General features: G+C 69.8%; 26 protein-coding genes. 16 read left to right on the top strand and 10 right to left on the bottom strand.

Translation table 11 applies throughout. The annotated features are described in order from the left end of the window. Positions 1-32: 32 nt before the first annotated feature. The 5 genes from L3Q65_RS12760 to L3Q65_RS12780 all read right to left on the bottom strand — a co-directional run bounded on the left by L3Q65_RS12760 (position 33) and on the right by L3Q65_RS12780 (position 6,208). Positions 33-1,247: a cytochrome P450 gene (locus L3Q65_RS12760; protein ID WP_237599743.1), complete on the bottom strand. Its 1,215-nt coding sequence runs from the start codon at positions 1,245-1,247 to the stop codon at positions 33-35. An 82-nt stretch (positions 1,248-1,329) separates the two neighbouring features. Continuing rightward, a complete protein-coding gene (locus tag L3Q65_RS12765) occupies positions 1,330-4,395 on the bottom strand; it encodes a BTAD domain-containing putative transcriptional regulator (protein ID WP_237599744.1) in 3,066 nt (1,021 codons plus the stop codon). A 29-nt stretch (positions 4,396-4,424) separates the two neighbouring features. Continuing rightward, the gene (locus L3Q65_RS12770) at positions 4,425-5,249 is read right to left on the bottom strand and encodes a hypothetical protein (RefSeq protein ID WP_182889378.1); all 825 of its coding nucleotides are present in this window, start codon (positions 5,247-5,249) and stop codon (positions 4,425-4,427) included. A 174-nt stretch (positions 5,250-5,423) separates the two neighbouring features. Beyond that, on the bottom strand, positions 5,424-5,966 hold the full coding sequence (locus L3Q65_RS12775; protein WP_237599745.1) for a hypothetical protein: 543 nt from the start codon (positions 5,964-5,966) through the stop codon (positions 5,424-5,426). Continuing rightward, positions 5,963-6,208, bottom strand: coding sequence for a zeta toxin family protein (locus tag L3Q65_RS12780; RefSeq protein ID WP_237599746.1), 246 nt, complete (start codon positions 6,206-6,208; stop codon positions 5,963-5,965). Before L3Q65_RS12780 ends, L3Q65_RS12775 begins: the two co-directional genes overlap by 4 nt. Before the next feature lie 203 nt (positions 6,209-6,411). Between L3Q65_RS12780 and L3Q65_RS12785 the strand changes: the two genes are divergently transcribed. Continuing rightward, a complete protein-coding gene (locus L3Q65_RS12785; RefSeq protein ID WP_237599747.1) occupies positions 6,412-7,161 on the top strand; it encodes a M50 family metallopeptidase in 750 nt (249 codons plus the stop codon). 151 nt (positions 7,162-7,312) lie between these two features. Here L3Q65_RS12785 and uppS read toward each other — a convergent pair whose 3' ends face one another. Together uppS and L3Q65_RS12795 are read right to left on the bottom strand one after the other, a co-directional pair. Next, positions 7,313-8,107, bottom strand: a complete 795-nt coding sequence (uppS, locus tag L3Q65_RS12790) for a polyprenyl diphosphate synthase (RefSeq protein ID WP_237599748.1) — start codon at positions 8,105-8,107, stop codon at positions 7,313-7,315. A 239-nt stretch (positions 8,108-8,346) separates the two neighbouring features. Next, a complete protein-coding gene (locus tag L3Q65_RS12795) occupies positions 8,347-8,643 on the bottom strand; it encodes a DUF1905 domain-containing protein (RefSeq protein ID WP_182889376.1) in 297 nt (98 codons plus the stop codon). A 318-nt stretch (positions 8,644-8,961) separates the two neighbouring features. Between L3Q65_RS12795 and L3Q65_RS12800 the strand changes: the two genes are divergently transcribed. Continuing rightward, on the top strand, positions 8,962-9,189 hold the full coding sequence (locus L3Q65_RS12800; RefSeq protein WP_370648184.1) for a LuxR C-terminal-related transcriptional regulator: 228 nt from the start codon (positions 8,962-8,964) through the stop codon (positions 9,187-9,189). Between the two features lie 163 nt (positions 9,190-9,352). On the opposite strand, the gene L3Q65_RS12805 is transcribed toward L3Q65_RS12800, so the two are convergent. Beyond that, entirely contained in the window at positions 9,353-10,486 is a 1,134-nt protein-coding gene (locus L3Q65_RS12805) for a hypothetical protein (protein WP_237599749.1), read from the bottom strand. Positions 10,487-10,697: 211 nt separating this feature from the next. Between L3Q65_RS12805 and L3Q65_RS12810 the strand changes: the two genes are divergently transcribed. The 3 genes from L3Q65_RS12810 to L3Q65_RS12820 are packed head-to-tail and all read left to right on the top strand — an operon-like array spanning position 10,698 to position 12,202. Then, a complete protein-coding gene (locus L3Q65_RS12810) occupies positions 10,698-10,958 on the top strand; it encodes a hypothetical protein (RefSeq protein WP_182889374.1) in 261 nt (86 codons plus the stop codon). Between the two features lie 30 nt (positions 10,959-10,988). After that, a complete protein-coding gene (locus L3Q65_RS12815; RefSeq protein WP_237599750.1) occupies positions 10,989-11,744 on the top strand; it encodes a helix-turn-helix domain-containing protein in 756 nt (251 codons plus the stop codon). Between the two features lie 47 nt (positions 11,745-11,791). Next, positions 11,792-12,202, top strand: a complete 411-nt coding sequence (locus tag L3Q65_RS12820; RefSeq protein WP_220506724.1) for a VOC family protein — start codon at positions 11,792-11,794, stop codon at positions 12,200-12,202. A 140-nt stretch (positions 12,203-12,342) separates the two neighbouring features. Here L3Q65_RS12820 and L3Q65_RS12825 read toward each other — a convergent pair whose 3' ends face one another. Further along, entirely contained in the window at positions 12,343-13,806 is a 1,464-nt protein-coding gene (locus tag L3Q65_RS12825) for a PKD domain-containing protein (protein ID WP_237599751.1), read from the bottom strand. Between the two features lie 105 nt (positions 13,807-13,911). After that, positions 13,912-15,258, bottom strand: coding sequence for an MFS transporter (locus L3Q65_RS12830; protein ID WP_237599752.1), 1,347 nt, complete (start codon positions 15,256-15,258; stop codon positions 13,912-13,914). Between the two features lie 177 nt (positions 15,259-15,435). Between L3Q65_RS12830 and L3Q65_RS12835 the strand changes: the two genes are divergently transcribed. From L3Q65_RS12835 to L3Q65_RS12885, 11 genes are all read left to right on the top strand, one after another. Continuing rightward, positions 15,436-16,641, top strand: a complete 1,206-nt coding sequence (locus L3Q65_RS12835) for a CaiB/BaiF CoA-transferase family protein (protein WP_182889370.1) — start codon at positions 15,436-15,438, stop codon at positions 16,639-16,641. 32 nt (positions 16,642-16,673) lie between these two features. After that, positions 16,674-17,825 (top strand): acyl-CoA dehydrogenase family protein, encoded by a 1,152-nt coding sequence (locus L3Q65_RS12840; protein ID WP_182889369.1) that lies wholly within the window; start codon positions 16,674-16,676, stop codon positions 17,823-17,825. Positions 17,826-17,850: 25 nt separating this feature from the next. After that, entirely contained in the window at positions 17,851-18,357 is a 507-nt protein-coding gene (locus L3Q65_RS12845) for a MaoC/PaaZ C-terminal domain-containing protein (RefSeq protein WP_182889368.1), read from the top strand. Next, positions 18,354-19,580 (top strand): thiolase family protein, encoded by a 1,227-nt coding sequence (locus L3Q65_RS12850; RefSeq protein WP_220506604.1) that lies wholly within the window; start codon positions 18,354-18,356, stop codon positions 19,578-19,580. The genes L3Q65_RS12845 and L3Q65_RS12850 overlap by 4 nt, the downstream gene beginning before the upstream one ends. Next, positions 19,580-19,987: a Zn-ribbon domain-containing OB-fold protein gene (locus L3Q65_RS12855; protein ID WP_182889366.1), complete on the top strand. Its 408-nt coding sequence runs from the start codon at positions 19,580-19,582 to the stop codon at positions 19,985-19,987. The genes L3Q65_RS12850 and L3Q65_RS12855 overlap by 1 nt, the downstream gene beginning before the upstream one ends. A gap of 1 nt (position 19,988) precedes the next feature. Then, positions 19,989-21,197: a CaiB/BaiF CoA-transferase family protein gene (locus L3Q65_RS12860; RefSeq protein ID WP_237599753.1), complete on the top strand. Its 1,209-nt coding sequence runs from the start codon at positions 19,989-19,991 to the stop codon at positions 21,195-21,197. Then, on the top strand, positions 21,187-22,335 hold the full coding sequence (locus L3Q65_RS12865; RefSeq protein WP_182889364.1) for a CaiB/BaiF CoA-transferase family protein: 1,149 nt from the start codon (positions 21,187-21,189) through the stop codon (positions 22,333-22,335). The genes L3Q65_RS12860 and L3Q65_RS12865 overlap by 11 nt, the downstream gene beginning before the upstream one ends. 30 nt (positions 22,336-22,365) lie before the next feature. Then, positions 22,366-23,718, top strand: coding sequence for a phenylacetate--CoA ligase family protein (locus tag L3Q65_RS12870; protein ID WP_182889363.1), 1,353 nt, complete (start codon positions 22,366-22,368; stop codon positions 23,716-23,718). Between the two features lie 12 nt (positions 23,719-23,730). After that, on the top strand, positions 23,731-24,663 hold the full coding sequence (locus tag L3Q65_RS12875) for a LysR family transcriptional regulator (protein ID WP_182889362.1): 933 nt from the start codon (positions 23,731-23,733) through the stop codon (positions 24,661-24,663). Positions 24,664-24,903: 240 nt separating this feature from the next. After that, a complete protein-coding gene (locus L3Q65_RS12880; protein ID WP_182889361.1) occupies positions 24,904-26,025 on the top strand; it encodes an NDMA-dependent alcohol dehydrogenase in 1,122 nt (373 codons plus the stop codon). A gap of 17 nt (positions 26,026-26,042) precedes the next feature. Then, entirely contained in the window at positions 26,043-26,918 is an 876-nt protein-coding gene (locus tag L3Q65_RS12885) for an MBL fold metallo-hydrolase (RefSeq protein WP_237599754.1), read from the top strand.

The following is a 26,918-nucleotide window of genomic DNA, read 5'->3' on the forward strand; positions in this document are numbered from 1 at the left end:
CGTCTTTCCGCCTGGAGTTCTTGAGCGGACGCTCAGGACCAGGTGACCGGAAGCTCGTGCACCCCGTAGATGTTCATGTTGGTCCGCAACGGCACCTCCGCGGCCGGAACCGCCAGCCGCAAGTCCGGGAAACGGCGCAGCAGCCCCTCGAACCCGGCCCGCATCTCGATCCGCGCCAGCTGCTGTCCCAGGCACTGATGAATCCCATGCCCGAACGCGACCTGCCCGCGAACCTTGCGGTGCACGTCAAGCACATCAGGGTTCTCGAAGCGGCCCGGATCGCGGTTGGCCGCGAGCAGCGAAACCACCACAGTCGAACCGGACGGGATCGTCTCGCCGCCGAGTTCGACGTCCTCCGTCGCGTAGCGGTAGAAGATGTCGGCCACCGACAGGTAGCGCATCAGCTCTTCCACCGCGTTGGCGAACAGTGTCGGGTCGGCGCGCAGTTCGGCCAGTTGGGTCGGGTGTTCAAGCAGCGCGAAGGCACCCAGCGACAGCATGTTGGCGGTGGTCTCGTGGCCGGCCAGCAACAGCAGGAACGCCATGCCGGTCAGTTCTTCGATGCTGAGGTCCTCGTCGCGGGCGAGGTCGGAGAGGATGTCCTCGCCCGGCTCGGCGCGCTTGTCCGTGCACAGCTGGCCGAGGTAGCCCATCATGGCGCCGAACGCGGCCATTTTGTCTTCGAGGTTGACGTCGCGTTCCATGAACTTCGACGAGTTCGCCTGGAAGGTTTCGCGGTCGGCGTAGGGAACCCCGAGCAGTTCGCAGATCACCAGCGACGGCACCGGAAGCGCGAACTCCCGCACGAGATCGATCGGCGGCGCGAGCTGCGCGACCGCGTCCAGTCGCTGTTCGGTGATCGCGATGATGCCGTCTTCGAGCTGCTTCATCCGCTTGACGGTGAACGCGCCGGTGAGCTTGCGCCGCAGCCGGGTGTGGTCGGGGGCGTCCATGCTGATGAACAGGCCGGGGATCTGCGGCGACGGTTCGGTGGCGACCGGCATGCCCGGCGTCTCGTACGGCACGTGGACCACGCCGATGTCCTGGCGGCTGCTGAACCGGGCGTCGGACATGACGTGGCGGACCGCGTCGTACCCGGTGACCAGCCAGCCCTCGTGGCCGTCCGGGAAGAGCATCGGGCTGACCGGGCGGGTCTCGCGCAGCGCGGTGATCGCCGACGGCGGGTCGAACGGGCCGGCGTCGCGGTCCATCGGCAGGCCGTTGACCGGGGAAAGCTGCTGGCTCATCGGGAAATCCTCTCGTGGTGGCTTGATGTCACCACGATCTCCGAGAGGCCAGACACCGAGCCGTCACGGCGCTGACACGGGATCAGGCCCGCGTCAGCGGCACCGCCACCAGCTCGGTCCACACGCCCGCGGCGCCTTCCTGAGCGGCTTGGTCGAACGCGGCGTCCCCGAGGCGGTCGCGCGCCTCCTGCTCGATTCGCGTTACGTCCGGGTTCGCCAGGTCTTTTCGGCCGAGCACCTGCGCGCTGGCGGCCAGCAGCCGCGCGGCGTGGTCGTACTGCGCGCGCCGCAGTGCCAGGTCAGCGACTCCGACGACCGCTTGGGCGATCTCGGGAGCCCGTCGGGTTTCCGCCGCCGCGTCGCAGGCCGCGGCACGGTGTTCGCGTGCCTCGTCGAGGTCGGCGGCGAACCAGGCGTGCAGGTCGTGGGCCGCGGCTCGCAGATGTGGTTGCCGCGCTTCGTCGCCGAGCAGGCTCATCGCGTGGCCGAACTGGTCGAAGGCGCCTTGCTCGTCGCCGTTCCACCGGGCCAGTTCTGCCCGGACGAGCGCGAGCGACGCCAGGGTCCCGGGCCAGGTGACGCCTTCCGCGAGTCTTTCCGCTTCGGCGACCGCGGCGGCGCAGGCGTCCTTGTCTCCCGCGAGCCAGTGCAGTCGTGCCTGCCGCATGCGCAGCTGGACGACGTCGTCGAGGGCGTCCAGTTCTGCGACGACGGCGATCGCCTGGTCGAAATGCTCGCTGGCCTCGGCGAATTCGCCGCGCATGGCCAGACAGCCGGCCAGTTCGGTCTGCGCGAACGAGATGCCGAACCGTTCGCCGAGCACCCGGAACTCGACCAGAGATTCGTCGAACCAGGATTCGCAGTCCTGGCCGAGCATCATCCGCAGCTTGCCGATGTGCAGCCGGGACAACGCTCGCACCCACGGATCCTCGTCGTCCAGCAGCGACTCCCACGCGGGCAGCAGCGCGTCCGTGTCGCGCAGCATCATTTCCAGCGGCACCACCAGACGCAACGCCGCATGGCGGTGCCTGCCGTGCTTGCCGAACTCGTACGCCTTGTGGATCCACTGCGCGGCTTCCGGCATGTCGCCGGGCCCGGACGTGACGAACATCGAGGTCAGGGCGTACACGATCGCCCTGGTCTCGTCGGGGACCTCGCCGGGAATCGCGATCGCGGCGGTGATCAGCTCCATGCCCTCGGCCTTGCGGCCCACGAGCCACCAGTACCAGCCGCAGGCGGCCGCGAGCCGCATCGCCGCGTGCGCGTCGCCGGCCGCGAGCGCGCCGCGCATCGCCGAGACGAGATTGTCGTTCTCTGCCTTGAGAACGGTGAGCCACTCCAGCTGCTCGCCGCGGCGCAGGCGCGGTTCCGCGGTTTCGGCCAGCTCCGTGAAGTACGCGAGATGCGCTTGCCGGGCCGGCTCGGTCTCCCCGGCCTCGGCGAGGCGTGCGGCGCTGTACTCCTTGATCGTGCCGAGCATCCGGTACCGCGGCGCGCCTTCGCCGAACGCGACGAGCAGGGACTTGTCGCTGAGCGCGGTGAGCAGGTCCAGCACCTCGTACTCGTCGACCAGCTCTCCCGCGCAGACCCGTTCCGCCGCCTCCAGGCTCGCGCCGCCGGCGAACACCGACAGCCTGCTCAGCACGAGCCGTTCGCCGTCGCTGAGCAGTTCCCAGCTCCAGTCGACCATCGCGCGCAGCGTCCGGTGCCGGGGGAGAGCGGTCCGGCTGCCGCCGGTCAGCAGCCGGAACCGGTCGTCGAGGCGGTCCGCGAGCTGCTCGGCGGACATCGTGCGGAGCCGGACGGCGGCCAGCTCGATCGCGAGCGGCATCCCGTCGAGCGCGGTGCAGATGCGGGCCAGCGTCCGGTCGTCGGCGAGGTCCTGGTTCCGCGTCGTCGCCCGGTCGCGCAGCAGCTGGACGGCCTCGGCGCGCGCGAGCGGCTCGACCGGCCACAACGCCTCGCCGGTGATTCCCAGCGGTTCCCGGCTCGTCGCGAGGATCCGCAATCGGCGGCACTCGCCGAGCAGGCGGTGCGCGAGAGCGGCCGCGGACTCGATGACGTGCTCGCAGTTGTCGAGCACCAGCAACGTTTCGCGGTCGCGGATCGCGGAGACCAGCCGGTCCACCGGATCCGCGGAGGACGCTTCGCCGAGCAGCGCGTCGCGGAGGCCGAGCCCGGACAGCGTGGCCTGCGCGACGTCGTCCCCGCTCCCGACGGCGGCGAGTTCGACCAGCCAGGCGCCGTGGTGCAGGTCGCCGACCAACGTGCGGGCGGTTTCCGTCGCCAGCCGGGTCTTTCCCGATCCGCCGGGCCCGGTGAGGGTGGTGAGCCGATGCCGCGACACCAGGTCGCGGACCGCGGCTACGTCGGCTTCTTTCCCGACGTAGCTGGTGAACTCGGCGCGCAGATTGGTCTTGCGGCTTTCCTCGCGCCGCCCCACCTCGCCGCGCAGCAACGCGACGTGCAACGCGGACAGTTCGGGCGAGGGGTCGGCGCCCAGTTCGTCGGCCAGTGTTTCCCTGATGCGCTGGAACGCTTGCAACGCCTCGGTGTTGCGGCCCGCGGCGGCGAGCGCGCGCATCAACGCGGCGACGAGCCGCTCCCGCACCGGGTGCGCGGCCACCAGGTCGGTCAGTTCCGCGACGAGATCCGCGCCGCGGCCGAGGTCGAGCTCGGCTTCGAACCGATCCTCCATCGCCGCCAGCCGCAGGGCTTCCAGCCGCGTGGCCGCCGCGTCGAACGCGTCGCTGTCCTGCAAGCCGACGTCCTGCATCGCCGGACCGCGCCACAGCTCCAGTGCCTCGCGCAGTCGCCCGGACCCGTGGTCCCGGGCCTGGGCGGCTAACCGTTCGAAGCGCACCGCGTCGACGGCGTCCGGGTCGATCGCCAGCCGGTAGCCGTCGGTCAGCCCTTCGACCACTGCGCCCGGGAGCGCCTTGCGCAGCCGGGAAACCAGGCGTTGCAAGGCGTTCGCGGCGTCGGCGGGCGGCTGCTCGCCCCAGATCCAGTCGATCAGCGACGCCTTCGGGACGACCTGGCCCGGCCGGAGCGCGAGGGCGACGAGCAGGCCGCGCAACCGAGCGCCCGGCACCTCGGCTGCCTCGCCGTCGCGGACCTCGAACGGGCCGAGGATCTTGATCTGCACCCGTCCGATCCTGCCATCCGATCGGGTGGTCAGGCAGCGGAATGGACGACGATGTCGTCGAGCCGCGTGCGGGCGTGGACCTTGATCGTGTCGCGCGGGCTCTCCGGTGTGCCGAGGGTGTTGCGCACGGCGCCCTTCGTGCTCTTCGCGTCCACGTCGGCGGCGGTGCCCGCGCTGACGCCGACCTCGATCCCGCCGGCCGCGTTCGACAGCTCCACCTGGCCGCGCGTGACCCGCCCGATCCGGATCGGGCAGTCGGCCGCCTTGGCGACGACACTCCCGTCCGCGGTGCCGATCTCGAAGCTGCCGTTGGACCCGCCGAGGTCGACGTCGGACCGGGCGTGGCCGATCCAGACCTTGCCGCTGGTGCCCTGGTAGCGGATCTCGCCGTCGGCCTCGCCGATCCGCAGGCCCGCCGCGCTGCCCTCGACGACCGCGTCGCCGGCGACGTGCCCGACCGCGAGCCCGCCCGCGCCGAGGTTGGCGCGCAGTGCGGCGACCCGGTCGAGCCGGACCTCGCCCGAACCGATGTTGACCTCGCAGTCGCCGAGGGCGCCGTCCGCCCGCACCTCGGTCCAGGCCGTGTTCAGGACCAGCTTCGACCCGGCGGGCAGGTCGATCGCGATGTCGACCGAGCCGGTCTGGCGGCCGGACTTGGTCGTCTTGACCGCGAGGACGCCGTCGGCGAACTCGACCTTGGTCTTCTCCGCGACCTTCACGTCGGTCGAGTTCGCCGCGTCGACGGGCAGCACCCGCACGACGGTCTCGGCTCGCTCGCCCGCGGTGATCCGGACGCGAGCGCCGGCGGTGGTCAGCGCGGCGGTGATGGGGTTGGGGGTGGTGAACGTGGACATTTCCGGTCTCCCTAGCTGGCTTGGCGGTTCGTTGTGACCACATTCGCCTGCCCGGCGGACACGCCTCTGTCACGGCTCAGACGCAGGGGAAGGCGCCCGTGTCAGTGCCGGTGTCAGCGGGACAGCTTGTCGCGGTGTCGATCGGCGAGAGCTTCGGCAATGGGCGCGACAGTTTCACCGGGGCGGGCGGGGCGGCGGAGTGCCGAGGGGGCTGCGGTCGATGCAGCCGCTTGCTCCGCATTCGCAGGCCCATCGGTAGGGAACCGTGGTGCTGCCGGGGAGCACGTCGCGATTGGTGGCCGAGGCCCAGAGCCGTCCTTGACGGGCGGCGGTGTCGTTCTCGAACGCGCGCTGCGCCGCGAGTTCGCGCCCAGCGGGGAGGCGGGCAGTGACCGCGGATGCGAGGGCGGCCTGCACGGCATCGTAAGTCGCTGGCCAGTCCGGGTTTTCGGGCACTTCGATGACGAGATGGCCGGTGTCGGTGGCCTGGCTGCGGATCAGCCCGGCGATGACGGTGTCGCGAGCGACGAGGCGTTCGAGGCGCTGCGGATCCGCATCCGGCCGGGAGGCACGCGCCGCCCGTGTCCGTTCCGGCGTGGGAAGGAGAAACACCGCGTTGCCCGTCGGCAGGGGATCGGCCATCGAGGGCAGGAGTTGCGGCCCTTCGACGAGGACGGGCACGGGTTCGGTGGCCCGGGCGCGGACGTCGGCGATCACGAGCGGCAGCCGAGCGTGCGCAGTGGCGACGAACGCGGCGGCGGCGTGCTCCGGGCCTTGGGCGAGTTCGTCGTCGAGTGTCGCGGTCGCTGGGGCAGCCGTTCGCGGTGGTCGTAGGTCCACAGGTCGACCGGGTGGAGCGGGAGGTCGAGCTGCCTGCTGAGCATCCACGCGATGGTCGATTTGCCGGATCCGGGTGCGCCGCCGAGCCAGATCATGGCCGGCCAGGACGTTTCGTCCACCAACCCGACGATACCGGCGACCTGTCGGGGGTACGAAATTGTCGTACCCCTGTGTGATCGTAGGGTGGCCCGTTGTTCCTCGGGGGAGGAGAACCGACGATGCCCGCAGCGTGGGTGAAGCAGGAGGCCGCGGCAGAGGTGTTCCGCCGTGGCGACCATCTGGGGCTCGACGAGCACTCCGGTTTCGCCGCGGGAGCGGTCCGGTGAGGCTCGCAAGCGGCGGTGTGTTCAGCGTCCTCAACGAACAGCTCGCCCCGCCCAGCCTCGGGCTGGTGCTGGCGGCAGGCGGATTCGCGGTCGCGGTGTCGGCGGCGACGTTCGCGCTGATGCTCGCCGGTCCCGCGCGGTGGCGGTCGCTGAGCCGGGCCAACGTCCTGAGCACCGTCGTGCACGAGGGCGGCCACGCGCTGCTGAGCATCGTGACCGGCGGCGGCGTGTTCCAGATCGAGGTCACCAGCGCCGAAACCGGGCTCGCCCACACCTGGAGCACGTCGCGCTGGTCGCGGGTGCTGACCCTGGCCGCCGGATACGCGACGCCGCCGCTGGCCGGGCTCGGGGCGGCCGCATTGCTGCACCGGGGGCTAGCTCCGGCGGTGCTCGCGCTGACCGTGCTGGCGATGGCTCTCGTGCTGCTCGCGACCCGGGACCTGCTCACCCTCGCGATCGTGGTGACGCTGGGCGCGGCCGCGTTCGCGACGCTGAAGTGGGCGCCGGGCTGGCTGCAGAACACCGTCGCCTACCTGGAAGCGTGGCTGCTGCTGACCAGTGAACTCGGCGGCGTCGCGGCGCTCGTGGTCGCCCGGGTCCGCCACGGTTACTACAGCCTCGAAGACGACGCCGCCGGGCTCGCCGAAGCGAGCGGAATCCCGGCGTTCGCGTGGATCCTGGGCTGGGCCGCGCTGATCGGCTGGACGGCTTGGACCGCGGTGCCGATGCTCTGGCCGGACGCCTGAACACCGCGAGCGGGCGGCAAAATCGGCGGGCATCTTCTCCCGAAGACCTCGAAGGAGCTGGCCGCGCAGTGAGGGCGACCGTCGAAAGCGTTCCCGGCGGCCGAGCTGCCTCTCTGCCTGACCGTCGAACGCGACCCTCCGCCGTCGACGGTCAGCGGCCGTAGCGGCGGTTCCGTCGCGCGTAACTGCGCAGCGCCCGGAGAAAGTCGACCTCGCGGAAGGCGGGCCAGAAGGTGTCGCAGAAGTACAGTTCGGAGTAAGCGCTCTGCCAGACCAGGAAGTTGGAGAGGCGTTGTTCCCCGCTGGTGCGGATGACCAGGTCGGGGTCGGGTTGCCCGGCGGTGTAGAGGTGCCGGGACACGTCTTCCATGGTGATGGTGTCGGCGAGTTCGTCCAGCGTCCCGGCGGCGGCGTGTTCGGTGAGCAGCGAGCGCAGCGCGGCTACGACCTCCTGGCGGCCGCCGTAGCCGATGGCCAGCGTGATGTGGTAGCCGGTGTCGCAGTCGCGGGTGACTTCGACCGCGTTCTTCAGTGCGTGCGCGGTGGTGTCCGGCAGGGCGTCGAGGCTGCCCGCGACGTGGACCTGCCAGCCGGCGTCGGGCTGCGCGAGCTTGTCGGTGATGACTTGCTCGATCAGGTGCATCAAATAGGACACTTCGGCGTCGTCGCGGCGTGCGAGGTTCTCTGTCGAGCACAGGTAGATCGTCACGTGCTGCACGCCCGCGCGTTCGCACCAGGACAGCACGGTTTCGACGTGCTCGGCACCCCGTTTGTGACCGATGCTGAGATCGGCCATGCCCATCTGCCGTGCCCAGCGGCGGTTGCCGTCCATGATGATCCCGATGTGCCCCGGCAATTCGGCGCCCACGAGCTGCTTTCGCAGCCGGTGCGTGTAAACGCCGTAGATGATTCGCTGGACCGGGCCGGGCAGCAGCACGATGTGCACTCCGTTCGCCGTTGTGTCACGCGGGTTCCCGGCGAGCCTATCCGACCTCGTTTCCCTGCTGCGGGCGGTGTTTGAATTCTCCGGAAATGTTCGAAAGGCGGCCTGTCGTCTCCGTGTTTTGCGCCGTGCGTGCGAAATCCGCTGTTTCCGTGCGAATAAGGGAGACTTGCGATGTTCGGACGGCAAGCTGGGAACCCTGCCCGGTCTGACGAGTCGCGGGCGGACCGGCTTCGCTGGGGTCAGAGTTCGAGGATCGTGACGGTCACCCGGGCGACGTCGCCGGGATCGAGCTTCTCGGCTTTGCGCACCGCGCGTTTGACCGGCAGCACGTAGCCGCGCTTGCTGTCCGGGAAGATCGAGGTCCGCCAGATGGTGGCGCCGACCCGGGCCTGCACGCGCAGCGATCCGAACCCCCGGCGCGGTCCGCCCAGCTCGCGGATTTCGTCCGAGATGTCGGAAGGCAGGCTCACGAAGGTCCAGGTCTCGGTCCGCCGTGCGTCCCAGATCCACAGTTCTGCGTCGAAGTGCACTTCCACGCGATCAGCTTCGCACGCGGCACCGACAGTTTCCGGGAGCGGAGCAGCGATCAACCGCGCGATTGCCAGCCAGGCGAGCGAGGGCCTTCCTCCGGGGCCCAGAACGGCACGACCCGAACGTGCCGACGCAGGATTCCTTCGCCGAGCTTCCCTGCCAGAGCTTCACGTGATCCGCGGTGAAGAAACCGACCACGACGTACCGGCCGTAACGGATGCCGGCGAACGCCTTGCGGTACTCGAAAGCCAGATCGCGGATGATCCGCACCGCGACGTCGGCGGGTGCCGCGGCGATGGCGCGTTGGGCGCGGAGGCGCGGCCTTGGACCGCGTCCGGCAAACCCTCGCCCGCCGCGAACTCGAAGTGCTCGGCGAGATCGCCGCGGGCCTGTCGAACGCGGAGATCGCCGAGAAGCTCAGCATCACCACGGAAACCGAGAAGACCTATGTCTCCTGGATCCTGACCAAACTCGACCTGCGCGACCCGGTGCGGGCGGTGGTGCTCGCCTACCGGGTAGGGCTGATCGCCGCCGACCGTCCCCTGGCGTAGAACAACGGCGCCTTTTTCAGCTGCAGCGCCGCTCGGCATGTCAGCTCGTGGACTTGTTCTTCCGCTGACCCTGCGGGGCGCGGCCAGCCCGGTCAGTGTCGCGGACCTTTTCCGGCCCGATGGTCGTGTGCCGCACGGCACGCCGCGGCAGGAACGCCGAGTCCTACTTGGCGGTCCAGCCGAGCACCTTCGCGGCCTCGCTCCACGGCCCGTCCAGCCGGCGGGCACCGCCGGTGGTCAGGTCCGCGACGACCAGCTCGTGCGTGTTGTCGTCCGCGTAGGCCGCGGCGAGCGCGCCTGGCACCGGTGACGGGACGAACGAGTTGCTGCCGGCGGGTTCGCGGATGCCGCTGTCGCCGCCCAGCGCCATCGGCAATGTCCGGGAGTTGCGTTGCTGCCCGGTGACCGGGTCGAACAGCTTGACGGTGTAGTCGTAGCTGTCCTCGTCGCCGGGGTACGAAACGACCACGAGCGCGCAGGTTCCCGGCTGGAAGAACCACGCGACGTCGCCGGCGCCCAGCGGCACTTCGGTGGTGTGCGACAGATCGGAGGCGTCCGCGAGGAGCGTCGGGCCGGTCACGATCGGATCGGGCGACCGGTGCAGCAGCACGTGCCCCTGGCAGGCGTGCAGGAGGTTCTCCTCCTCGGGAAGGTCCTGGACAGTGCCCGCGGCGACGTGGCCGACGACTGTCGTGTTCGGCGCGAGGCCGCCGCCGGCGGACGGGATCGCCGAAGGCAGATCGCCGTTGTAGCGGCTGAGGATCACCGTGTCCGGGTCGGTCCAGCGGGCGCACGTCATCCCGGACACGACTTCCCGGTACTGGCCCGAGGAGCCGGGTCCGGTGTCGCGGTAGTTGCCGCTGGGCCGGGTGACGAGGCCAGCCACGGCGCCCTTGCGGTCGGCTGTGTAGACCCCTTGTTCGGAGGTGAACGCGACGTGCGCGCTGTCGGGCGCCCAGGACGCGCACAGCGCACCGGTCACCGAGGCTTGGGCGACGATCTCCGTGCCGGCGCCGACATCGTGCAGCACGATCCGGCCGGAGCCGTTGACGTAGGCGAGCGTGCGACCGTCCGGTGACAGCGCCACGGCGGGCAGCTTCGGCGCCGTGTTCCCGGTCAGCAACGGCGTCGCGGCGCCTTCGGTCACCCGCCACACCGCGGGCTGCCCCGCCTTGTCCTTGCCGGCCACCACCAGCGATCCGCCGACCACCGGCGGGGCGATCTCGGGCGACGACGAACACCCGGCGACGAGAACAGCGAGGGCGCCCAGCAGGACGGCGGTCTGGCGGCATGACATGAAACGATCATCGTCAGATCGGCGCGGTCCGGTGACGGCGGAAATGCCGACCGCCGCGGATCAGGTTGCTCCGGGACCGCGCCGCGTACCGACACGGTTCCAGGTCGGCGCGAACGTGCCCGCTCCGTCCTCGACAGCACGGTCCGCGACTCATGCCATGGACACCGCAGGATCCATTCGCCGCGATGGAGATCGCGCAGCGCCAGGAGGCATGGAGGAAACCGCACGGCCTTCGCCGGAGTCCGAGCGCTGGCAGGCGCGCCGGTCTGTCCCTCGTGAAGGGAAGACGGTCTGGAGCAAGACCCGGCCCCTGCCGGTCCGCCAAGCCTTGCCGGTGTGCGTCAATCCCGGCGCGCTGGGGGAGTCGTATCCGGTGGAGAAGACCAGCCGGGGCATGCTGGGGTGTTCGTTCGTCGTCATGGCCGCGTTCTGCCCCGGCTCGTTCTTCCTGCGGATGCTCGTCGCGAGCTGACCGCGCAGGCTGCGCGCTACGATGCCGGGCGTGTCGCTCGACCGGGTTGAGGGGATTCCAGGGCTGGAGTACCGGGTGTCGGACTCGCCCTATGTCGAGGGCGTGTATCGGGTGGGGCCGCATGGCGGCTCCGTGCCGGAACGCATGGTGTCGGTCGTGAACTCGAACTGGGAACTGCTGGTGTGGGCGTCGGCCGGGGTGACCGCCGTGTCGGTCCGCGGTCCCGAAACGCGGCCCACCGTGGTTTCGTTGGGCGAGGGGCTGGGCAGCGCCTTCGGCGTGATCTTCCGGCACGGCGCCTTCCTGCGGAATCTGCCGGTGGGCGGCCTGGTGGACGGCACCGTGTCGAGCCCGTTCACGACGCCGCGCTCGTTCGTGCTGCAAAACACCGAGTGGGAGATCCCCACGTACGAGAACGCGGAGACGTTCGTGGACCGCCTGGTCCGGGCGGGGCTGCTGGTGCGGGACCCGCTGGTTGCCGACGTCCTCGCCGGGGAGCGGCCGGTGCTGGTCACCCCGCGCTCGGTGCAGCGCCGGGTCGCCGCGGCCACGGGCCTGACGCAGAGCATGATCCGGCAGATCGAGCGGGCCCGGCAGGCCACGATGCTGCTGCGCCAGGGCGTGGCCGCGACCGAGGTCGTGCATCTGGTCGGGTATCACGATCAGCCGCATCTGGCGCGGTCGCTGACCCGGTTCGTCGGCCGGACGGCGACGCAGCTGCGTCGTCCGGACGCCGGCGAGGTGGTGTCGCTCCTGTACAAGACTGACGCCGAGGTCGCTCCGTAGGTTCTCAGTCAGCCGGAACGACCGGCTGCCAGAACCGAGGAGCACCGATGGCTTTCACGCAGATCTATGTCAACCTGCCGGTCGCCGACCTGGACGCGAGCACGGCGTTCTACGTGGCGCTGGGCGGTGTGGTCAACCCGCAGTTCACCGACGAGACTTCCGCGCAGGTCGCCCTCGGCGAGACGGTGGCCGTGCAGATCATGACGCACGAGCAGTTCAGCCAGTTCACCTCGCGGCCGGTCGCCTCCGGTGCGATCGAGTCGATCCTCGCGTTGCCCGCGGAGTCGAAGGAGGAGGTCGACCGGCTGGCCGACGCCGCCGTCAAAGCGGGCGGGTCCGAACCGCGTCCGCCGCAGGACATGGGCTGGCTCTACAACCGTGCGGTGGACGACCCGGATGGCCACAGCTGGGAGCTGCTTTCGTTCGACGCTTCGGCGATGCCCGGCACGCCGGAATGACGGCGGGTGCGGGCGGGCGGATTCGCTTTGCCCGCACCGGGCCTGGCCAATCGTCGAGAAGCGAGTGACGCTCTGGGACCGAGAAGGGGCGGGGCCGGAACCGATGTGGTTTCGACCCCGCTTCAGCGGACTTCCGATCGCTACGTCGTGATCGTCGTTCGTGCCCGCGCGCGCGGGCCGCCGCCGCAAGCGACCGACGTGCCCTCGTAAATCAAGCTGGTGGAACAACCTTCGTCATCGGTGACGGTCACCGTAACGGTCCAGGTTCCGGGCTTGGCGTACGTGTGCGAGACGTCGGGTGTGGTGGTCAGCAGCCGCTGGCCGTCGCCGAAATCCCAGGCGTACTGGGCCACCGTTCCGTCCGGGTCGGAGGAAGCCGCCGCGGAGAATCCGCGGGTTGCGCCGAACGTGGACCCGGTTTCGGCCAGTGCGGCCAGCGGGCCTTGGTTCGGGGTGAGGAACGCGTTCGAACCGTCGTGCCAGACGAGGCCGGTGTCGGCGGGCGGGAGGCCGCTGGGGACTGGCTGGCCGTCCGGCTGCAGCAGATAGCTGTACACCTGACTGTGCAGCGTCGGGTTGTTCACCGCGATCGCCTGGATGACGAACAGGTGCTTGCCGTCCGCGCTGAGCGTGACCCGGCCCGGCATGACCGGCATCTGATACGGCGAACCGGGCAGCGGAGTCAGCCGGCCACCGGTGCTGATGCTCCAGCCGGTTACCGTGTTGGCGGTGGTGTTGGGCACGTAGAGCCGGTGCGAGTCCGGCGTGCTGACGGCACCGTGCGTGGTTCCGCCGCTGGGATACGGCGATCCGGGGACCGCCGTCAGCGAACCGTCCCGGCCGACCGCGTAGGCCGAGAGGTCACCGCTGCCTTCGTTGCTGACGTAAAGGTATTTGCCGTCCGGCGTGAACGCGGGGATGACCGGCTTGTTCCCGGCGGGTGCCGGTGTGCCGACCTGGGCCAGCGTCGCGTCCGGGGCGATCGCGAAGGACGTCACGCTGTTCGCGAGGTAGTTCGTGACGATGAGGTGGCTGGCGTCCGGCGCTATCGCGATCTGGCTGATCGGGCTGTCGATCGGTGCGTCGGGAGCGCCGGTCCGGCTGAGCGTGCCCGACGGCGAGATCGCATACGAGCGTACTGATCCAAGGCTGGTCGTGCCGCCTCCCAACGTGACGAAGAGCCGGGAGCCGTCCGGAGTGACGGCCGCCCCGACGACTGGGAGACCCACGAGGACGATGCCGCCGTCGATCGGGGTCAACGTGCCGTCCGAGCCGATGCGGTAGCCGATGATGGCGCCCGATCCGCTGTCGACGGAATACACCTTCTGCGCGTCGGGCGTGATCGCCATGCCCAGCGAGCCGAGGCCCGCGGCGAAGGGGGATCCGGGCACGGTGGTCAGCGCGCCGTCCCGGGTGACGCTGACCGAACTGATCCCGGGCGAGGCGAACCCGCCGACCAGGAGGTAATGCCGAGGGGGGAGTGGGGTGTCCGCTCGCGACTGCGGTGCCGTCGGCCCCAGCAGGAGCGCCGTGACACATCCAGCGGCGGCCAGGGCGGCGGATGTGCGCTTACGTCGTGCTGACTGGGCCTTGTCCGTCACCATCGTCGGTTTCCCTTCCGCCAGACCAGATTGCCCGCAGTCGCAATCTAGGCCGGTCCAGGGGGCCTGACTGTCCAGCTTCCCGGACAGTCAGGCCCCCTGGACCGCTCAAACGGCCTGCGGGGCGGAATCGGACTGTGCCGCCGACGTGGTGGTGCTCAGCCGGGGAAGTTCCCGCAGCGCCAACCCGGCCACAACGGAAATCAGCGCCGCACCGCCGTTGTAGATCGCGACGGTCGTCCAGCTGCCGCTCGACTTGAACAGGGCGGCGGAGATCAGCGGGGCGAACGAGCCGCCGAGCACCGCGCCCAGGCCGTAGGACACCGCGAGCCCGCTGTACCGGATCGAAGGCGGGAAGGACAGCGCGAAGAAGGTCGGCTCGGCGGCGGAGTTCGCGCTGACCGCCATGAACAGCAGCACGAAACCGGCGACCATCGGCAGGTAGCTGCCGCTGCCCAGCAGCGGGTAGAACGCGAACGGGGTCAGCACCAGAGCGATCGCCGAGACCACGAAGACCTGTTTGCGGCCGAAGCGGTCGGACAGCAATCCGAACAGCGGCGTGGTGACCATGTACATCGCGGTCACGATGAGCAGCATCGACAGCAGCGTGGTCTTCGGCTGGTGCAGCACCGAAGTGCCGTAGGTCAGCGAATACACCGTCACCACATAGAAATTGACGTGCGTGCCGAGGCAGCACAGCATCACCAGGATCATCGGACGCCAGCCGCGCTTGATCGCGTCCGCCAGCGGGACTCGTTTCACCGCTTGGGCGTTTTCCACGCGGACGAACTCGGGGCTTTCGTCGAGTTTGACCCGGATGTAGAGGCCGACGAGGACAAGCACCGCGCTGAGCAGGAACGGGATGCGCCAGCCCCAGGCGAGGAAGGCGTCGCCGGGGAGTTCGTTCAGCACCAGGAACAGCAGGTTCGCCAGGAGCAGGCCCCAGCCCGCGCCGGAATTGACGAACGCGCCGGCCAGGCCTCGGCGTCGGTCGCCGGAGCTTTCCACGCTCATGACGAAACCGCCGGCTTGTTCGCCGCCGAGGGCGAGGCCCTGGACCAAGCGGCAGAGCACGAGCAGGATGGGCGCGAGGATGCCGATCGTGCGGTAGGTCGGCAGCAGTCCGATCGCGAAGGTGCCCACGCCCATCAGCATCATGGTCAGGAACAGGACGCGTTTGCGGCCGACGCGGTCGCCGAGGTTGCCGAAGACGGCCGCGCCGATCGGGCGCATCACGAAGGCGATCGCGAAGGTGGACAGCGAAAGCAGGACCCCGGCGGCCGGGTCGACCTGCGGGAAGAACAGCTTTCCGAAGACCAGCGAGGCGGCGACCCCGTAGACCAGGAAGTCGTAGTACTCGACGGTGGTGCCGACCATGCTCGCCACGACGGCGCGACGGCCGGAGCGGGCGCGGGCGGCGGGTTCCGGTGCGGACGGGGATTTCGGCGTCGTCATTGAACGCCCCTCTCCGAATGGGGTGCGGCGGACCGGGGAATGTGGTCGAAATAGGGCCCCGAGCGGGGTCGCCGTAGCGTAAGCAGGACGTTCGGGGTAATCAATTCGGAGTTCTCGAAGTGCGGCTTCGGGTTTGCGAAATAGGTTTCGCTCGCCCGCGCGCGTAGCGTCGCGAGGATGGAAGACACGCATTCCGGACCGCTGGCCGGGGTACGGATCGTCGAGCTCGGCGGGGTCGGGCCGACGCCGTTCGCCTGCATGCTGCTGGCCGATCTCGGCGCCGAGGTGCTGCGGATCGAACGCCCGCCCGGCTACGACGGCGGCGCGCCGATCGAACCGCGCTTCAACCTGATGCATCGCGGCCGCCGGGGCGTGCCGCTGGATCTCAAGGCTCCGGAAGCGGTCGCGGCCGTGCTGCGGATGGTCGGACAGGCCGATGCGCTGGTCGAGGGGTTCCGTCCCGGTGTCGCGGAGAAGCTGGGACTCGGACCGGACGAATGTCTCGCGGCGAACCCGGCGCTGGTCTACGGCCGGATGACCGGCTGGGGCCAGGACGGTCCGCTCGCGAAAGCCGCGGGACACGACGTCAACTACGTGTCGCTGACCGGCGTCGTGCACTCGATCGGCGAGGCAGGAGGCCCGCCGGTGATCCCGCTGAATCTGACAGGCGACTTCGGCGGCGGATCGCTGTACCTGGCTCTCGGCTTGGTGTCCGCGCTGCTGGAAAGCCGCAGGTCAGGCGAGGGTCAGGTGGTGGACGCGGCGATGGTCGACGGTTCGGCGTCGCTGATGACGGCGTTCTACGGGTTCCGCGCGGCGGGCTACTGGACCGACGAACGCGGCACGAACCGGCTCGATTCCGGCGCGCCCTGGTACCAGGTCTACGAGACCGCGGACGGCGGCTGGATCAGCCTCGCCGCGAACGAGACCCGGTTCTGGCGCAACACCCTGCGGATGCTCGGCCTCGCCGAGGACGACCTGCCCGGCCAGCATGACCGGCGGCATTGGCCGGAAATGAAAAAGCGCTTCGCCGAGGTGTTCCGCACCCGGACGCGCGACGATTGGTGCGCGCTCGCCGAAGGACAGGACGTGTGCCTCGCGCCGGTGCTGTCGATGGCGGAGGCCCCGGACCATCCGCATCTGCGGGCTCGCGGCACGTTCGTCGAGGTCGACGGCGTCGTGCAGCCCGCTCCCGCGCCGCGGTTCAGCCGCACGCCGGGAGCGATTCAGCGGCCGCCGGCCGCGCCGGGGGAGCACGCGGACGAGGCGCTGGCCGACTGGGGCTTTTCCGCCGAAGAGGCCGCGGCCCTGCGCGCCGGGTTCGGAAAACCCGAATCCCGGCTTCGGGAATCGTCAATTGGCTTTCCGGGCCGGTCGCATTAATCTGATGGAAACCGCGATGGGAGTACGAGAAAATGTGCGCGAATTTCCTGGACGAGGCGCAGTCGGAGTGGCTGAAAACCGTCAATGACTTCATGGACAACGAGGTCACCGTCGAATATGTGCGCAAGTGCGATTTCGAACGGCAGTACCCGTACGAGGCGTATGCCAAGATCGCGAAGCAGGGCTGGCTCGGCATCCTGATCCCGGAGTCGGAGGGCGGCTCGGGCGGGGACATCTTCGACTACTCCCTGATGGCCGAGGGGCTCGGCAAGTTCGGCTTCGACTTCGCCTGCTCGGTGCTGGTGCCCACGTTCACCGCGATGAACATCATCAAGTACGGCACCGCGGAGCAGAAAGCCCGCTACGTCAAGCCGTTCATCGACGGCGAGATCCGGTTCTCCGTGTCGATCTCCGAGCCGGACGCGGGGTCGGACGCGGCCAACACGAAGACCCACGCGCGCCAGGACGAGAACGGCGACTGGATCGTCAGCGGCTCGAAGCTGTGGTGCAGCGGCGCCGCGGCCAAGGACACCGTCATCGCGATGCTCGTCCGCACCGACAAGAACGACAAGCACAACGGCCTGTCCGTCTTGCTGATCCCGAACGACACCCCGGGCCTGGACATCCGCAAGCTGCCGACGCTGTCCCGGCACGCCACCGGCACGACCGAGATCTTCCTCGACGAGGTCCGGGTGCCCGCGGACGCGCTGCTCGGCGAGGTCGGCCAGGGCTGGAAGATCATCACCGAACACCTGGAGCTGGAACGCTGCGCGGTCGCGGCGGCCTACGTCGGCAACGCGCAGGAGGCGGTCGAGAACGCCAACCGCTACGCCCACCAGCGCACGCAGTTCGGCAAGCCGATCCGCGATTTCCAGGTGCTCAAGCACATGCTGGCGGAGAACCAGACGCGCGTCGATGCGGCTCGGCTGCTGTGCTACCGCGCGGCGCAGATGAAGGCGGACAACCTGCCGGCCGCCCGCGAGACGTCGATGGCCAAGCTGTATGGCTCGGAAACCCTGAAGCAGTGCGCGCTCGACGGCATGCAGATCCTCGGCGGCTACGCGAACCTTCCCGAGGGCGACATGGAGCGGTACCTGCGCGAAAGCATCCAGTCGACGATCGGCGGCGGCACGTCCCAGATCCAGCGCACGATCATCGCGAAGTCGATGCGCCTGCCTGCCTGAATCCTGTTCTGAGGAGAGAAGATCAATGGGGATCAACAACCGGATCGACATGCCTTGCGACGAGCTGGAGGTCGGCCAGACCTTCCGTTCGGGCGGGCGGACGATCACCGAGGCCGACGTCGTCAATTACTGCGCGCTCACCGGCAACTGGATCGAGATCCACTCCAACAAGCACTACGCCGAGCAGACCCGGTTCGGGAAGCGGCTGGTGCAGGGCTCGCTGACGTACTCGATCATGACCGGGCTGATCCAGTTCGGCCCGTCGATCCAGGCGAACTACGGGATCGACAACCTGCGCTACCTCAAGCCGGTCGCGATCGACGACACGATCTACGTGACCGCCGAAGTCACCGCGAAGAAGGAAAAAGACGAGAAGTACGGCGTCACCACGTTCCTGATGAAGGCGCTCAACCAGGACGGGTACGTGGTGCAGCGCAGCGAATGGAGCCTGCTGATGCTGCGCCGCCGCGAGGACCTCGAAGCGCTGCTCGCGGCGTCGCTGCCCACGGAGAAGCAGCCGGAGCGCAAGTGACCGCGGGCGAGCCGGTCGCCGCGATCGTCGGGATGGGCGACGCGTACGCGTCGAAGGCCGACCGGAAAGACCCGCTGCAGCTGGCCACCGAGGCGACGATGGCCGCGCTGGCCGACGCCGGAATCGGCAAACACCAGGTGGACGCGGTGTTCACCGGGCGCTCGCCGTGGGCGGACAAGCGGTCCCAGTGGAGCAACATCTTCATCTCCCACCTGCAGATGCCGGTGACGCTCAACAGCGAGATCACCCTGCACGGCGCCGGACTGACGTCCACCATCGCGGTGGCGTCGCAGATGATCGCGGCCGGTGCGGCGGAGTACGTGCTGTGCGTGCAGAGCGACGCGACCGAACTGTTCGTGGACGCGGTGGCGATGGGCTCGGAGGCCGATTCGGACCCGCAGTACGAAGTGCCGTACGGGCCGACCATCCCGTCGCTGTACGGGCAGGCCGCGCGCCGGTACTTCCACGAATACGGGCTGACCGAGGAAGACCTCGCCGACGTCGCCATCGCCAGCCAGCGGTGGGGCGCGCGGCATCCGCACGCGGCGAAGCGCAAACACGGCGAGATCGACCGGGAGAAGGTGCTGTCCTCGCCGTACGTCGCCACGCCGCTGCGCCGGTGGATGTGCTCCACCTGGGGCGGCGGCACGGGCGGGGCGCTTGTAGTCACCTCCCCGGAGCGCGCGAAGGAAGCCCGCGATCCGGTGTGGGTGCGCGGTTACGGTTCGGCGACCACGCACGAGTACCTCACCGACCGGATGAACATGCGGTCGGGCCGGTTCGCCGGACTGGGCGAGTTCCCGAACCTCACGCACACCGCGACGGTCGAGGCCGCCCGGCAGGCGTTCGCCCGGTCCGGGCTCACTCCGTCCGATGTGGACATGCTGCAGCTGTCGGTGAACTTCGCGCACATGGGTCCGATCATCATGGAGGACCTGGGTTTCGCGAAGAAGGGCCACGGCATCGACGTGTACCGCGAAGGCCGCACCGGCGTCGACGGCGACCTGCCGACCGACACCAACGGCGGCTGGCTTTCCTTCGGACAGCCGGGGATCTCGTGCAATATGGACAGTCTGGTCGAGGCGGTCCGGCAGTTGCGCGGGACCGCGCTGGGGCTGGCGCCGAAGCGGAAACCGCGCACGGTGCTGGTGCAGGGGGCGGGCGGAATGCTCGCCGCGGCGGGCGTGCTGGTGTTGTCCGGCGACGAAGCGGGGAGGCCGTGATGAGCGAGGACTGGCCGCAGCCGTACCGGCTGCCGGACGCCGAACCGTACTGGGCGGCGCTCGACGAGGAACGGCTCACTTACCAGCGCTGCGATTCGTGCAGCGAGGTCGTGTGGCCCGCGCACTCGTACTGTCCGCACTGCTCCGCCCGCTCGCTGGGCTGGGAACAGTCCCAGGGGCGCGGCACAGTGTGGTCCTACAGCACGATCATGCGCGGTCCGACGCCGGTGTGGGCCGCGATCGTGCCCTATACGGTCGGGTTCGTCGAGCTCGCCGAGGGCTACCGGCTGTTTACCCAGATCGAAGCGGAACCGGACGCGATCGAGATCGGCATGCCGGTCGAGGTCCGCTTCGTGCGGCGCGGGGAGCAGACGCTCCCGGTGTTCGCCCCGGCAACGGAGGGATGACATGGCAGGCCCGCTCGACGGGGTGCGGATCCTGGACCTGACCTCGAACTTCATGGGGCCGTACGCGTCCCTGTTGCTCGCGGATCTCGGTGCCGACGTCGCGAAGGTGGAGTCCCCCGAAGGCGACACCACCCGCGGCGTCGGCCCCCGGCGAAATCCCGGGATGGCCGCGATTTTCCTGCACCTCAACCGGAACAAACGCAGCCTCGTGCTCGATCTGAAGCATCCGGACGGCCGGGACGCGCTCGTCCGCATGCTGCGCTCGGCCGACGTGCTGCTGCACAGTCTGCGCCCGGCGGCGATGCGGCGGCTCGGACTGTCCTATGCGGACGTGCGCGAGATCAATCCGCGGCTGGTGTACTGCGGCTGCTTCGGGTTCGGCCAGAACGGTCCCTACGCGGACAAACCGGCTTACGACGACCTGATCCAGGCGGCGGTCGGGATGCCGGTGCTGCAGAGCCGCGGACAGGGCGAACCCGCGTACGTCGCGACCGCGATCGCGGACCGCGTGGTCGGCATGGCGGCCTCGTCGGCGGTCGCCGCCGCGTTGTACTACCGGGAACGCACCGGGCACGGGCAGGAGGTACAGGTGCCGATGTTCGAGACGTTCGCGCATTTCGCGATGGGCGACCACCTCTACGGGCACACCTTCGTCCCGCCGATCGGGGAGTGGGGCTACGCGCGGATGCTGAACGCGGACCGCCGCCCGTACCGGACCCTGGACGGCTACCTGGGCGTCAACATCTACACCACCCGGCACTGGCAGCGGTTCTTCGCCGCGGTCGGCCGGGCGGACCTGGCGCGGGACCCGAGGTTCGCCGACATCCACGGCCGGACGGAGAACATCGGCGAGCTGTACGCGTTCCTGGCCGAGGTGTTCGCCACCCGGTCCACCGACGAGTGGCTGAAGGTGCTCGCCGAGGCGGACATCCCGGTCATCCGGATGAACACGCCGGAGACGCTGCTGAGCGATCCGCACATGAGCGACATCGGGTTCTTCGCCGAACAGGACCATCCGTCGGAGGGACGGCTGCGCACCATCGGCATTCCGCAGCAGTGGAGCGAAAGCTCTCCTGAGCTGCGGCACCCCGCGCCTCGGCTGGGCGAGCATTCGGCGGAGCTGCTCGGGGAATTCGGGTTCGGCGAGGACGAGATCGGTGCGCTGGTCGCTTCGGGCGCTGCCGGGATTGGAGTGCGCGATGACGCGTGAGCTGCCCCTGAGCGGGATCGTCGTGGTGGAGCTGAGCGACAGCGCGTCGGCGCCGTTCGCGGGCAAGATCCTGGCCGAACTCGGCGCCGAGGTGTGGAAGGTGGAGCGGCCGACCGGCGACTCCGCGCGCGGCTGGGGGCCGAGCCAGTGGAAAGGCGACGGGGCCGCGTTCCACGCGCTCAACCGCGGCCGCCGCTACCTCAGCCTCGACATCAAAGACCGCGAGCAGCTGGCGACGCTGCACCGGCTCATCGCTGAGCGAGCCGACGTCTTCCTGCACAACCTGCGGCCCGGCAGCGCGGCGAAGTACGGCCTCGACGCGGACAACCTGCGGGTGACCAAACCGGAGCTGGTGCACTGCGAGATCGGCGCGTTCGGCAAGGCCGGGCCGCTGCGCGAACTGCCCGGTTACGACCCGCTGATGCAGGCGTTCTCCGGGATCATGGACATCACCGGCGAACACGACGGCGGACCGGTGCGTGCCGGGGTGTCCATTGTGGACTTCGGCACCGGGATGTGGGCGGTGATCGGCATCCTCGCGGCTTTGAATCGGCGCCACGTGAAGCACACCGGGGCCGCGGTGGACGCGTCGCTGCTCGAGACGGCGATCGCGTGGAACTCGGTCGGCATCGCCGGCTACGCGGCCGACGGCTACCCCGGCAGCAGGCACGGTTCCGGCGTGGCGTTCATCGTCCCGCACCGCGCGTTCGCGGCTTCGGACGGCGCGCTGATCATCAGCTGCGCCAACGACGCGCTGTTCGCCCGGCTGTCCGCCGCGCTTGGACACCCGGAATGGGCGGACGACCCGAGGTTCGCGGCGAATGCCGCGCGGCTGGAGAACCGCGCCGAAATCGACCGGCTGATCGGCGAGCGGATCGCGACCGGCACTCGCGCCCAGTGGCAGGACCGGCTGCAGGCGGCCGGGATCCCGTGCGCGCCGGTGCAGACGACCCCGGAGCTGGTCGGCCACGAGCAGACCCGGGAACTCGGCATCATCGGTTCCGCCGACGAGGGCGAGATCGGCGTGGTCGGGCTGCCGCTCTCGTTCGACGGCAGGCGCCCGCCGCCGCTGCCCGCGGTCCGCCCGATCGGCGCGGACAACGACCTGCTCGGCTCGGTGCTCCCGACCCGGGCCTGACCCCGTCCCCGGACAGAAGTGGAAAGTGTCATGGCTGCGCCGTATTCGGAAAAGCAGTGGAGCGCGATCGAGTCCGCGCCGGCGAGCGACGCCCGGGCGGTTCAAGAGGACCGGTTGCGGGAGCAGTTGGCGTACGTGGCCGCGAACAGTGTCTTCTATCAGGAGAAGTTCGCGGGGATCGACCTGGCGAAGGTGCGGACGGTCGAGGACCTGGCCGGATTGCCGTTCACGGAGAAGCAGGAGTTGCGCGAGAGCCTGGCCGCGGCACCGCCGCTGGGCGCGCACGCGGCGGCGAACCCGGACGAGATCGTGCAGATCCAGGCCTCCTCGGGGACCACGGGCAGCCCGTCCTACGTCGGGCTGACCCGCGGCGACATCGCAACGTGGTGCGAACTGGGCGCGCGGGCCCTGTACGCGAACGGGTTCCGGCCGGGCGACCGGCTGCTGCACGCGTTCGGCATGAGCAAGGGATTCGTCGGCGGGCTGCCGGTGGTGCAGATCCTGCAGCACATGGGAATCGTCGACATCCCGATCGGCGCCGAGGCGGGCGCGGAGCGGCTCCTGCGGGTGCAAGCGGACCAGCGGCCGAACGCGCTCATCGGGACGCCGTACTTCCTTGCCTATCTCGCCGAGCAGGCCCCGTCGATCGTCGGCCTGGACGCCCGCGACCTGGGTGTTCGCGCGATCAGCGTCGGCGGCGAACCCGGCGGCGGGCTGCCCGCGGTGCGCGAGAAGCTGGAATCGCTGTGGGGCGCGACCTCGCGGGAGATGCTCGGCGGCACCGACATCGCGTGCACGTACTGGGGCGAATGCGAGGCCGCGAACGGGATGCACTTCCTGTCGCCGGACCTGATGGTCGCCGAGCTGATCGACCCGGACACCGGCGAGCAGATCGCTCCGGCGGAGGGCGCCCAGGGCGAGCTGGTGTACACCGCGCTGCGGCGGCAGGCCTCGCCGCTGGTGCGGTTCCGGACGCGGGACCACGTGATCGTCACCGGCACGGACTGCGCGTGCGGGCGGACCGGGTACACGGTGCGGTGCATCGGCCGGACCGACGACATGCTGATCGTGCGGGGGATCAACGTGTTCCCGTCGGCGATCAAGCAATTGGTGGCGGAGCTGGCCCCGGTCACCACCGGGGAGATGCGGATCCGCGCGGACTTCGAGGGGCATTCGACGCAGCGGCCGCTGCCGCTCGTGGTGGAGCACGCGGCCGGGCTGGCCCCGGAGAAACAGGCTGATCTCCGGACGTCCCTGGAAAGCCGCATCCGGTCCGCGCTCAACGTGAAAACAGCCGTCACGCTGGTCCCGGACGGCACTTTGAAACGTCCTGACCACGTGAAAGTCAACCTCGTGGAACGGGTGCCCGCGCAGGCGACGTGATAGAGGTTATGCGTGAGCGCGTTCAACAGGCTGCACCTGATCCGGCAGGTCGACCTCCTGACCCTGCGGCTGTTCCTGTCCGCGGTCGAGGAGAAGCAGATCGGGCTGGCCGCGATCCGGGAGAACGTCTCGGCGTCGACGGCGACGAAACGGATCCACGATCTGGAGGCCATCGCCGGCATCGAACTGCTGGACCGCGGCCCGCGCGGCGTGGCGCCGACTCCCGCGGGCGCGGTGCTGGCGCGGCACGTGCGCAAGATCTTCGGCAGCCTCGAGGACATCCGGTCGGAAATCGCGGCGTTCACCGAGGGAATGCAGGGAGATCTGACGATCGCGTCGGCCCGGTCGATCTTCGCGCCGTTTCTCGCCCGGGAACTCGGTGAATTCTACCGGCAATATCCGCAAGTCCGGTTGATCGTCCACGAAATCGAAAACAAGGAAATCCTGCACGAGATCGCGCGCGGCGAAGCGGACCTCGGCGTGTTCGCCGCCGCGCACGAGCTCGACCTGACCGGCGTGGACGTCACGCCGTACCGCCGCGACCGGATCGTGGTGGCCTTGCCGCGCGGGCACCGGTTCGCCGACCGGCTGAGCGTGACGTTCGCGGAGCTGCTGCCGGAGCCCCTGATCGCGGTGGGTCCGATGGCGGGCGCGTTCCGGGCCGCGGCGCGCCGGCTGGGCGAGGAGTTCGAGCCCGCGTTCAGCGTGCGCAGCGGAGAGGTCGCGCTGAGCCTGGTCCAGGCCGGGCTCGGGGTCGCGGCACAGCCGGAGTGCATGGTGCCGCGGGAGTTCCTCGACCGGGTCGCGGTGGTCGAACTCGCCGAACCGTGGGCGGAGCGGAAGATTCACCTCGCCACCGCCGCGGGCCGCCGTCCGGGTCCGGCGTGCCGGGCGCTGATCGAGCAGTTGCTGGACCGGCCGGTGGACGAGCCCCCGGTCTCGTGACAGCTCGCCTGCCTTGGCGCGCGGCTGTCGGGCCGGAGTCGCCGACGGTCTGGGTTTCCGTTCCTCGAAATGCCGCTTCGGAGATTCCGAATTGATTCTCGCCGGACGACCTGCCTAACATCGAAACCGCAGCGAGAAATCCGTTGACTTTGCATTTCACAGCGCTCACGAGTGCTGTTTTGTGCTGCCGGAAAGAAGGAGGCCGAAAACGATGGACGCACAGCGGGGTGCGGTGGTCGGGTGCTGACCCGCGCAGCGGTGCTGCGGGAAACACCCGGCCGGTACGAGGTCGTCGAACTGGAAGTCGAGGACCCGCGGCCGGGCGAGCTGCGGGTGCGGATGGTCGCGAGCGGCCTGTGCCACTCCGACGACCACTTCGCCACCGGCGACCAGATCCCGCCGATCCTTCCGTTCGCGGGCGGGCACGAAGGCGCCGGCATCGTCGAGGCGGTCGGGCCCGGCACGCCGGGATTCGCCGAGGGCGACCACGTCGTGTTCTCGTTCCTCCCGGTCTGCGGCCGGTGCCGGTTCTGCGCCCGCGGCCTGCAGAACCTCTGCGACCTCGGCGCCTCGCTCGGCACCGGCGCGCGCCCGGGCGATCCGACGTCGTTCCGGCTGTCGCTCGACGGGCAGCCGGTCGGCCAGATGGCCGGCCTCTCGACCTACTGCGAGCACACCACCGTCTCCACCGCGTCGGTGATCAAGATCGACTCGGACATCCCGCTCGACGTCGCGTGCCTGACCGGCTGCGGCGTCGGCACCGGATGGGGCGCGGCGGTCAACTCGGCTGCTGTCCGGCCCGGGCACGTCGTGATCGTGATGGGCATCGGCGGCATCGGCATCAACGCCGTCCAGGGCGCCGCGCACGCCGGAGCGGCCGCGGTGATCGCGGTCGATCCCGTTGCGTTCAAACGGGAATCCGCGCTGAAGCTCGGCGCGACCCACGCGGTCGCGGACATGGCCGAGGCCACCGAGCTGGCGCGCTCGATGACCAACGGGCAGGGCGCCGATGCGGCGATCGTGACCGTCGGTGTCGTGACCGGGCGGCACCTCGGCCAGGGACTCGAAGCGGTCCGCAAGGCGGGCACGTGCGTCGTGGTCGGGCTGGGGGAGAGCTTCGTCCGCGACGGCGACTTCAACCTGCACGAGCTGGTCCTCTACCAAAAGCGCCTGCAAGGTTCGCTGTTCGGCGCGAGCTCGCCGACCGCGGACATCCCGGCCCAGCTCGAGATGTACCGCCAGGGCGCGTTGAAGCTCGACGAACTGATCACCGCCCGGTACGCCCTTGACGACATCGCCGCCGGGTTCGACGACCTGAAAGCGGGCCGCAACATCCGCGGCGTCGTCCGCCACGACTCCTGACCGCAGGAAGGACAACGATGTCCGCACAAGCATCGCCCCGGGAAACGGTCTCCGTCGGCGACATCAGCATCAGCTATCTGCCCGACGGCGAGGCCAGCGTCTCCGCGGCCGCGCTGTTCCCGGCAGGCACCCCCGAACTCTGGAGCGCACACCCGGAACTGTTCGGCGCCGACGGCAAACTCGTGCTGTCGCTGGGCACCTTCCTCATCCGCACCGGCGACGGCAAGATTCTCGTCGACCTCGGTTTCGGCGATCGCACCGTCGCCTTCCCTGCCGCCGACGGCGAGTTCCGGTCCGGCCGGCTGCTCACGAGCCTCCGCGAGGAAGGCTTGGCTCCCGAGGACATCGACACGGTTTTCTTCACGCACCTGCACATCGACCACGTCGGCTGGACCGCGCGGAACGACGTCCTCACCTTCGGCAACGCCCGGCACCTCGCCGGCGAAGGCGAAGTCGAGTACTGGCAGTCCCTCGGCGACCATCCGCTGGCCGCGGTCGGTCCCGACCCGCACGGCGTGCTGGCTCCGCTGGAAGGCCGGGTCGACGCGGTCGCGGACGGCACCGTGATCGCGCCCGGCGTCTCGGTCGTCGCGACACCCGGACACACGCCGGGGCACTGCTCGCTGGTGGTCTCGTCCGGACCGGACCGCGCGCTGATCCTCGGCGACGTCCTGCACTGTCCGGCGCAACTCACCGACAACGAGGTCGCGCTGGCCTTCGAAGTGGACGCCGAACTGGGCAAGAAGACTCGCGCCCGGATCATGGGCGAACTGGAGGGCGATCCGAACACCGTTGCCGCGCAATGCCATCTCACCGGATCAGCGTTCGGCCGGGTGGTGCGCGGCCGCTCCCGCCGGACGTGGACCTCGCTCGCGTCCCAGGGGGCGTCGTGA

This window comes from Amycolatopsis sp. FU40, from assembly GCF_021903635.1.
Lineage (GTDB): Bacteria > Actinomycetota > Actinomycetes > Mycobacteriales > Pseudonocardiaceae > Amycolatopsis > Amycolatopsis dendrobii.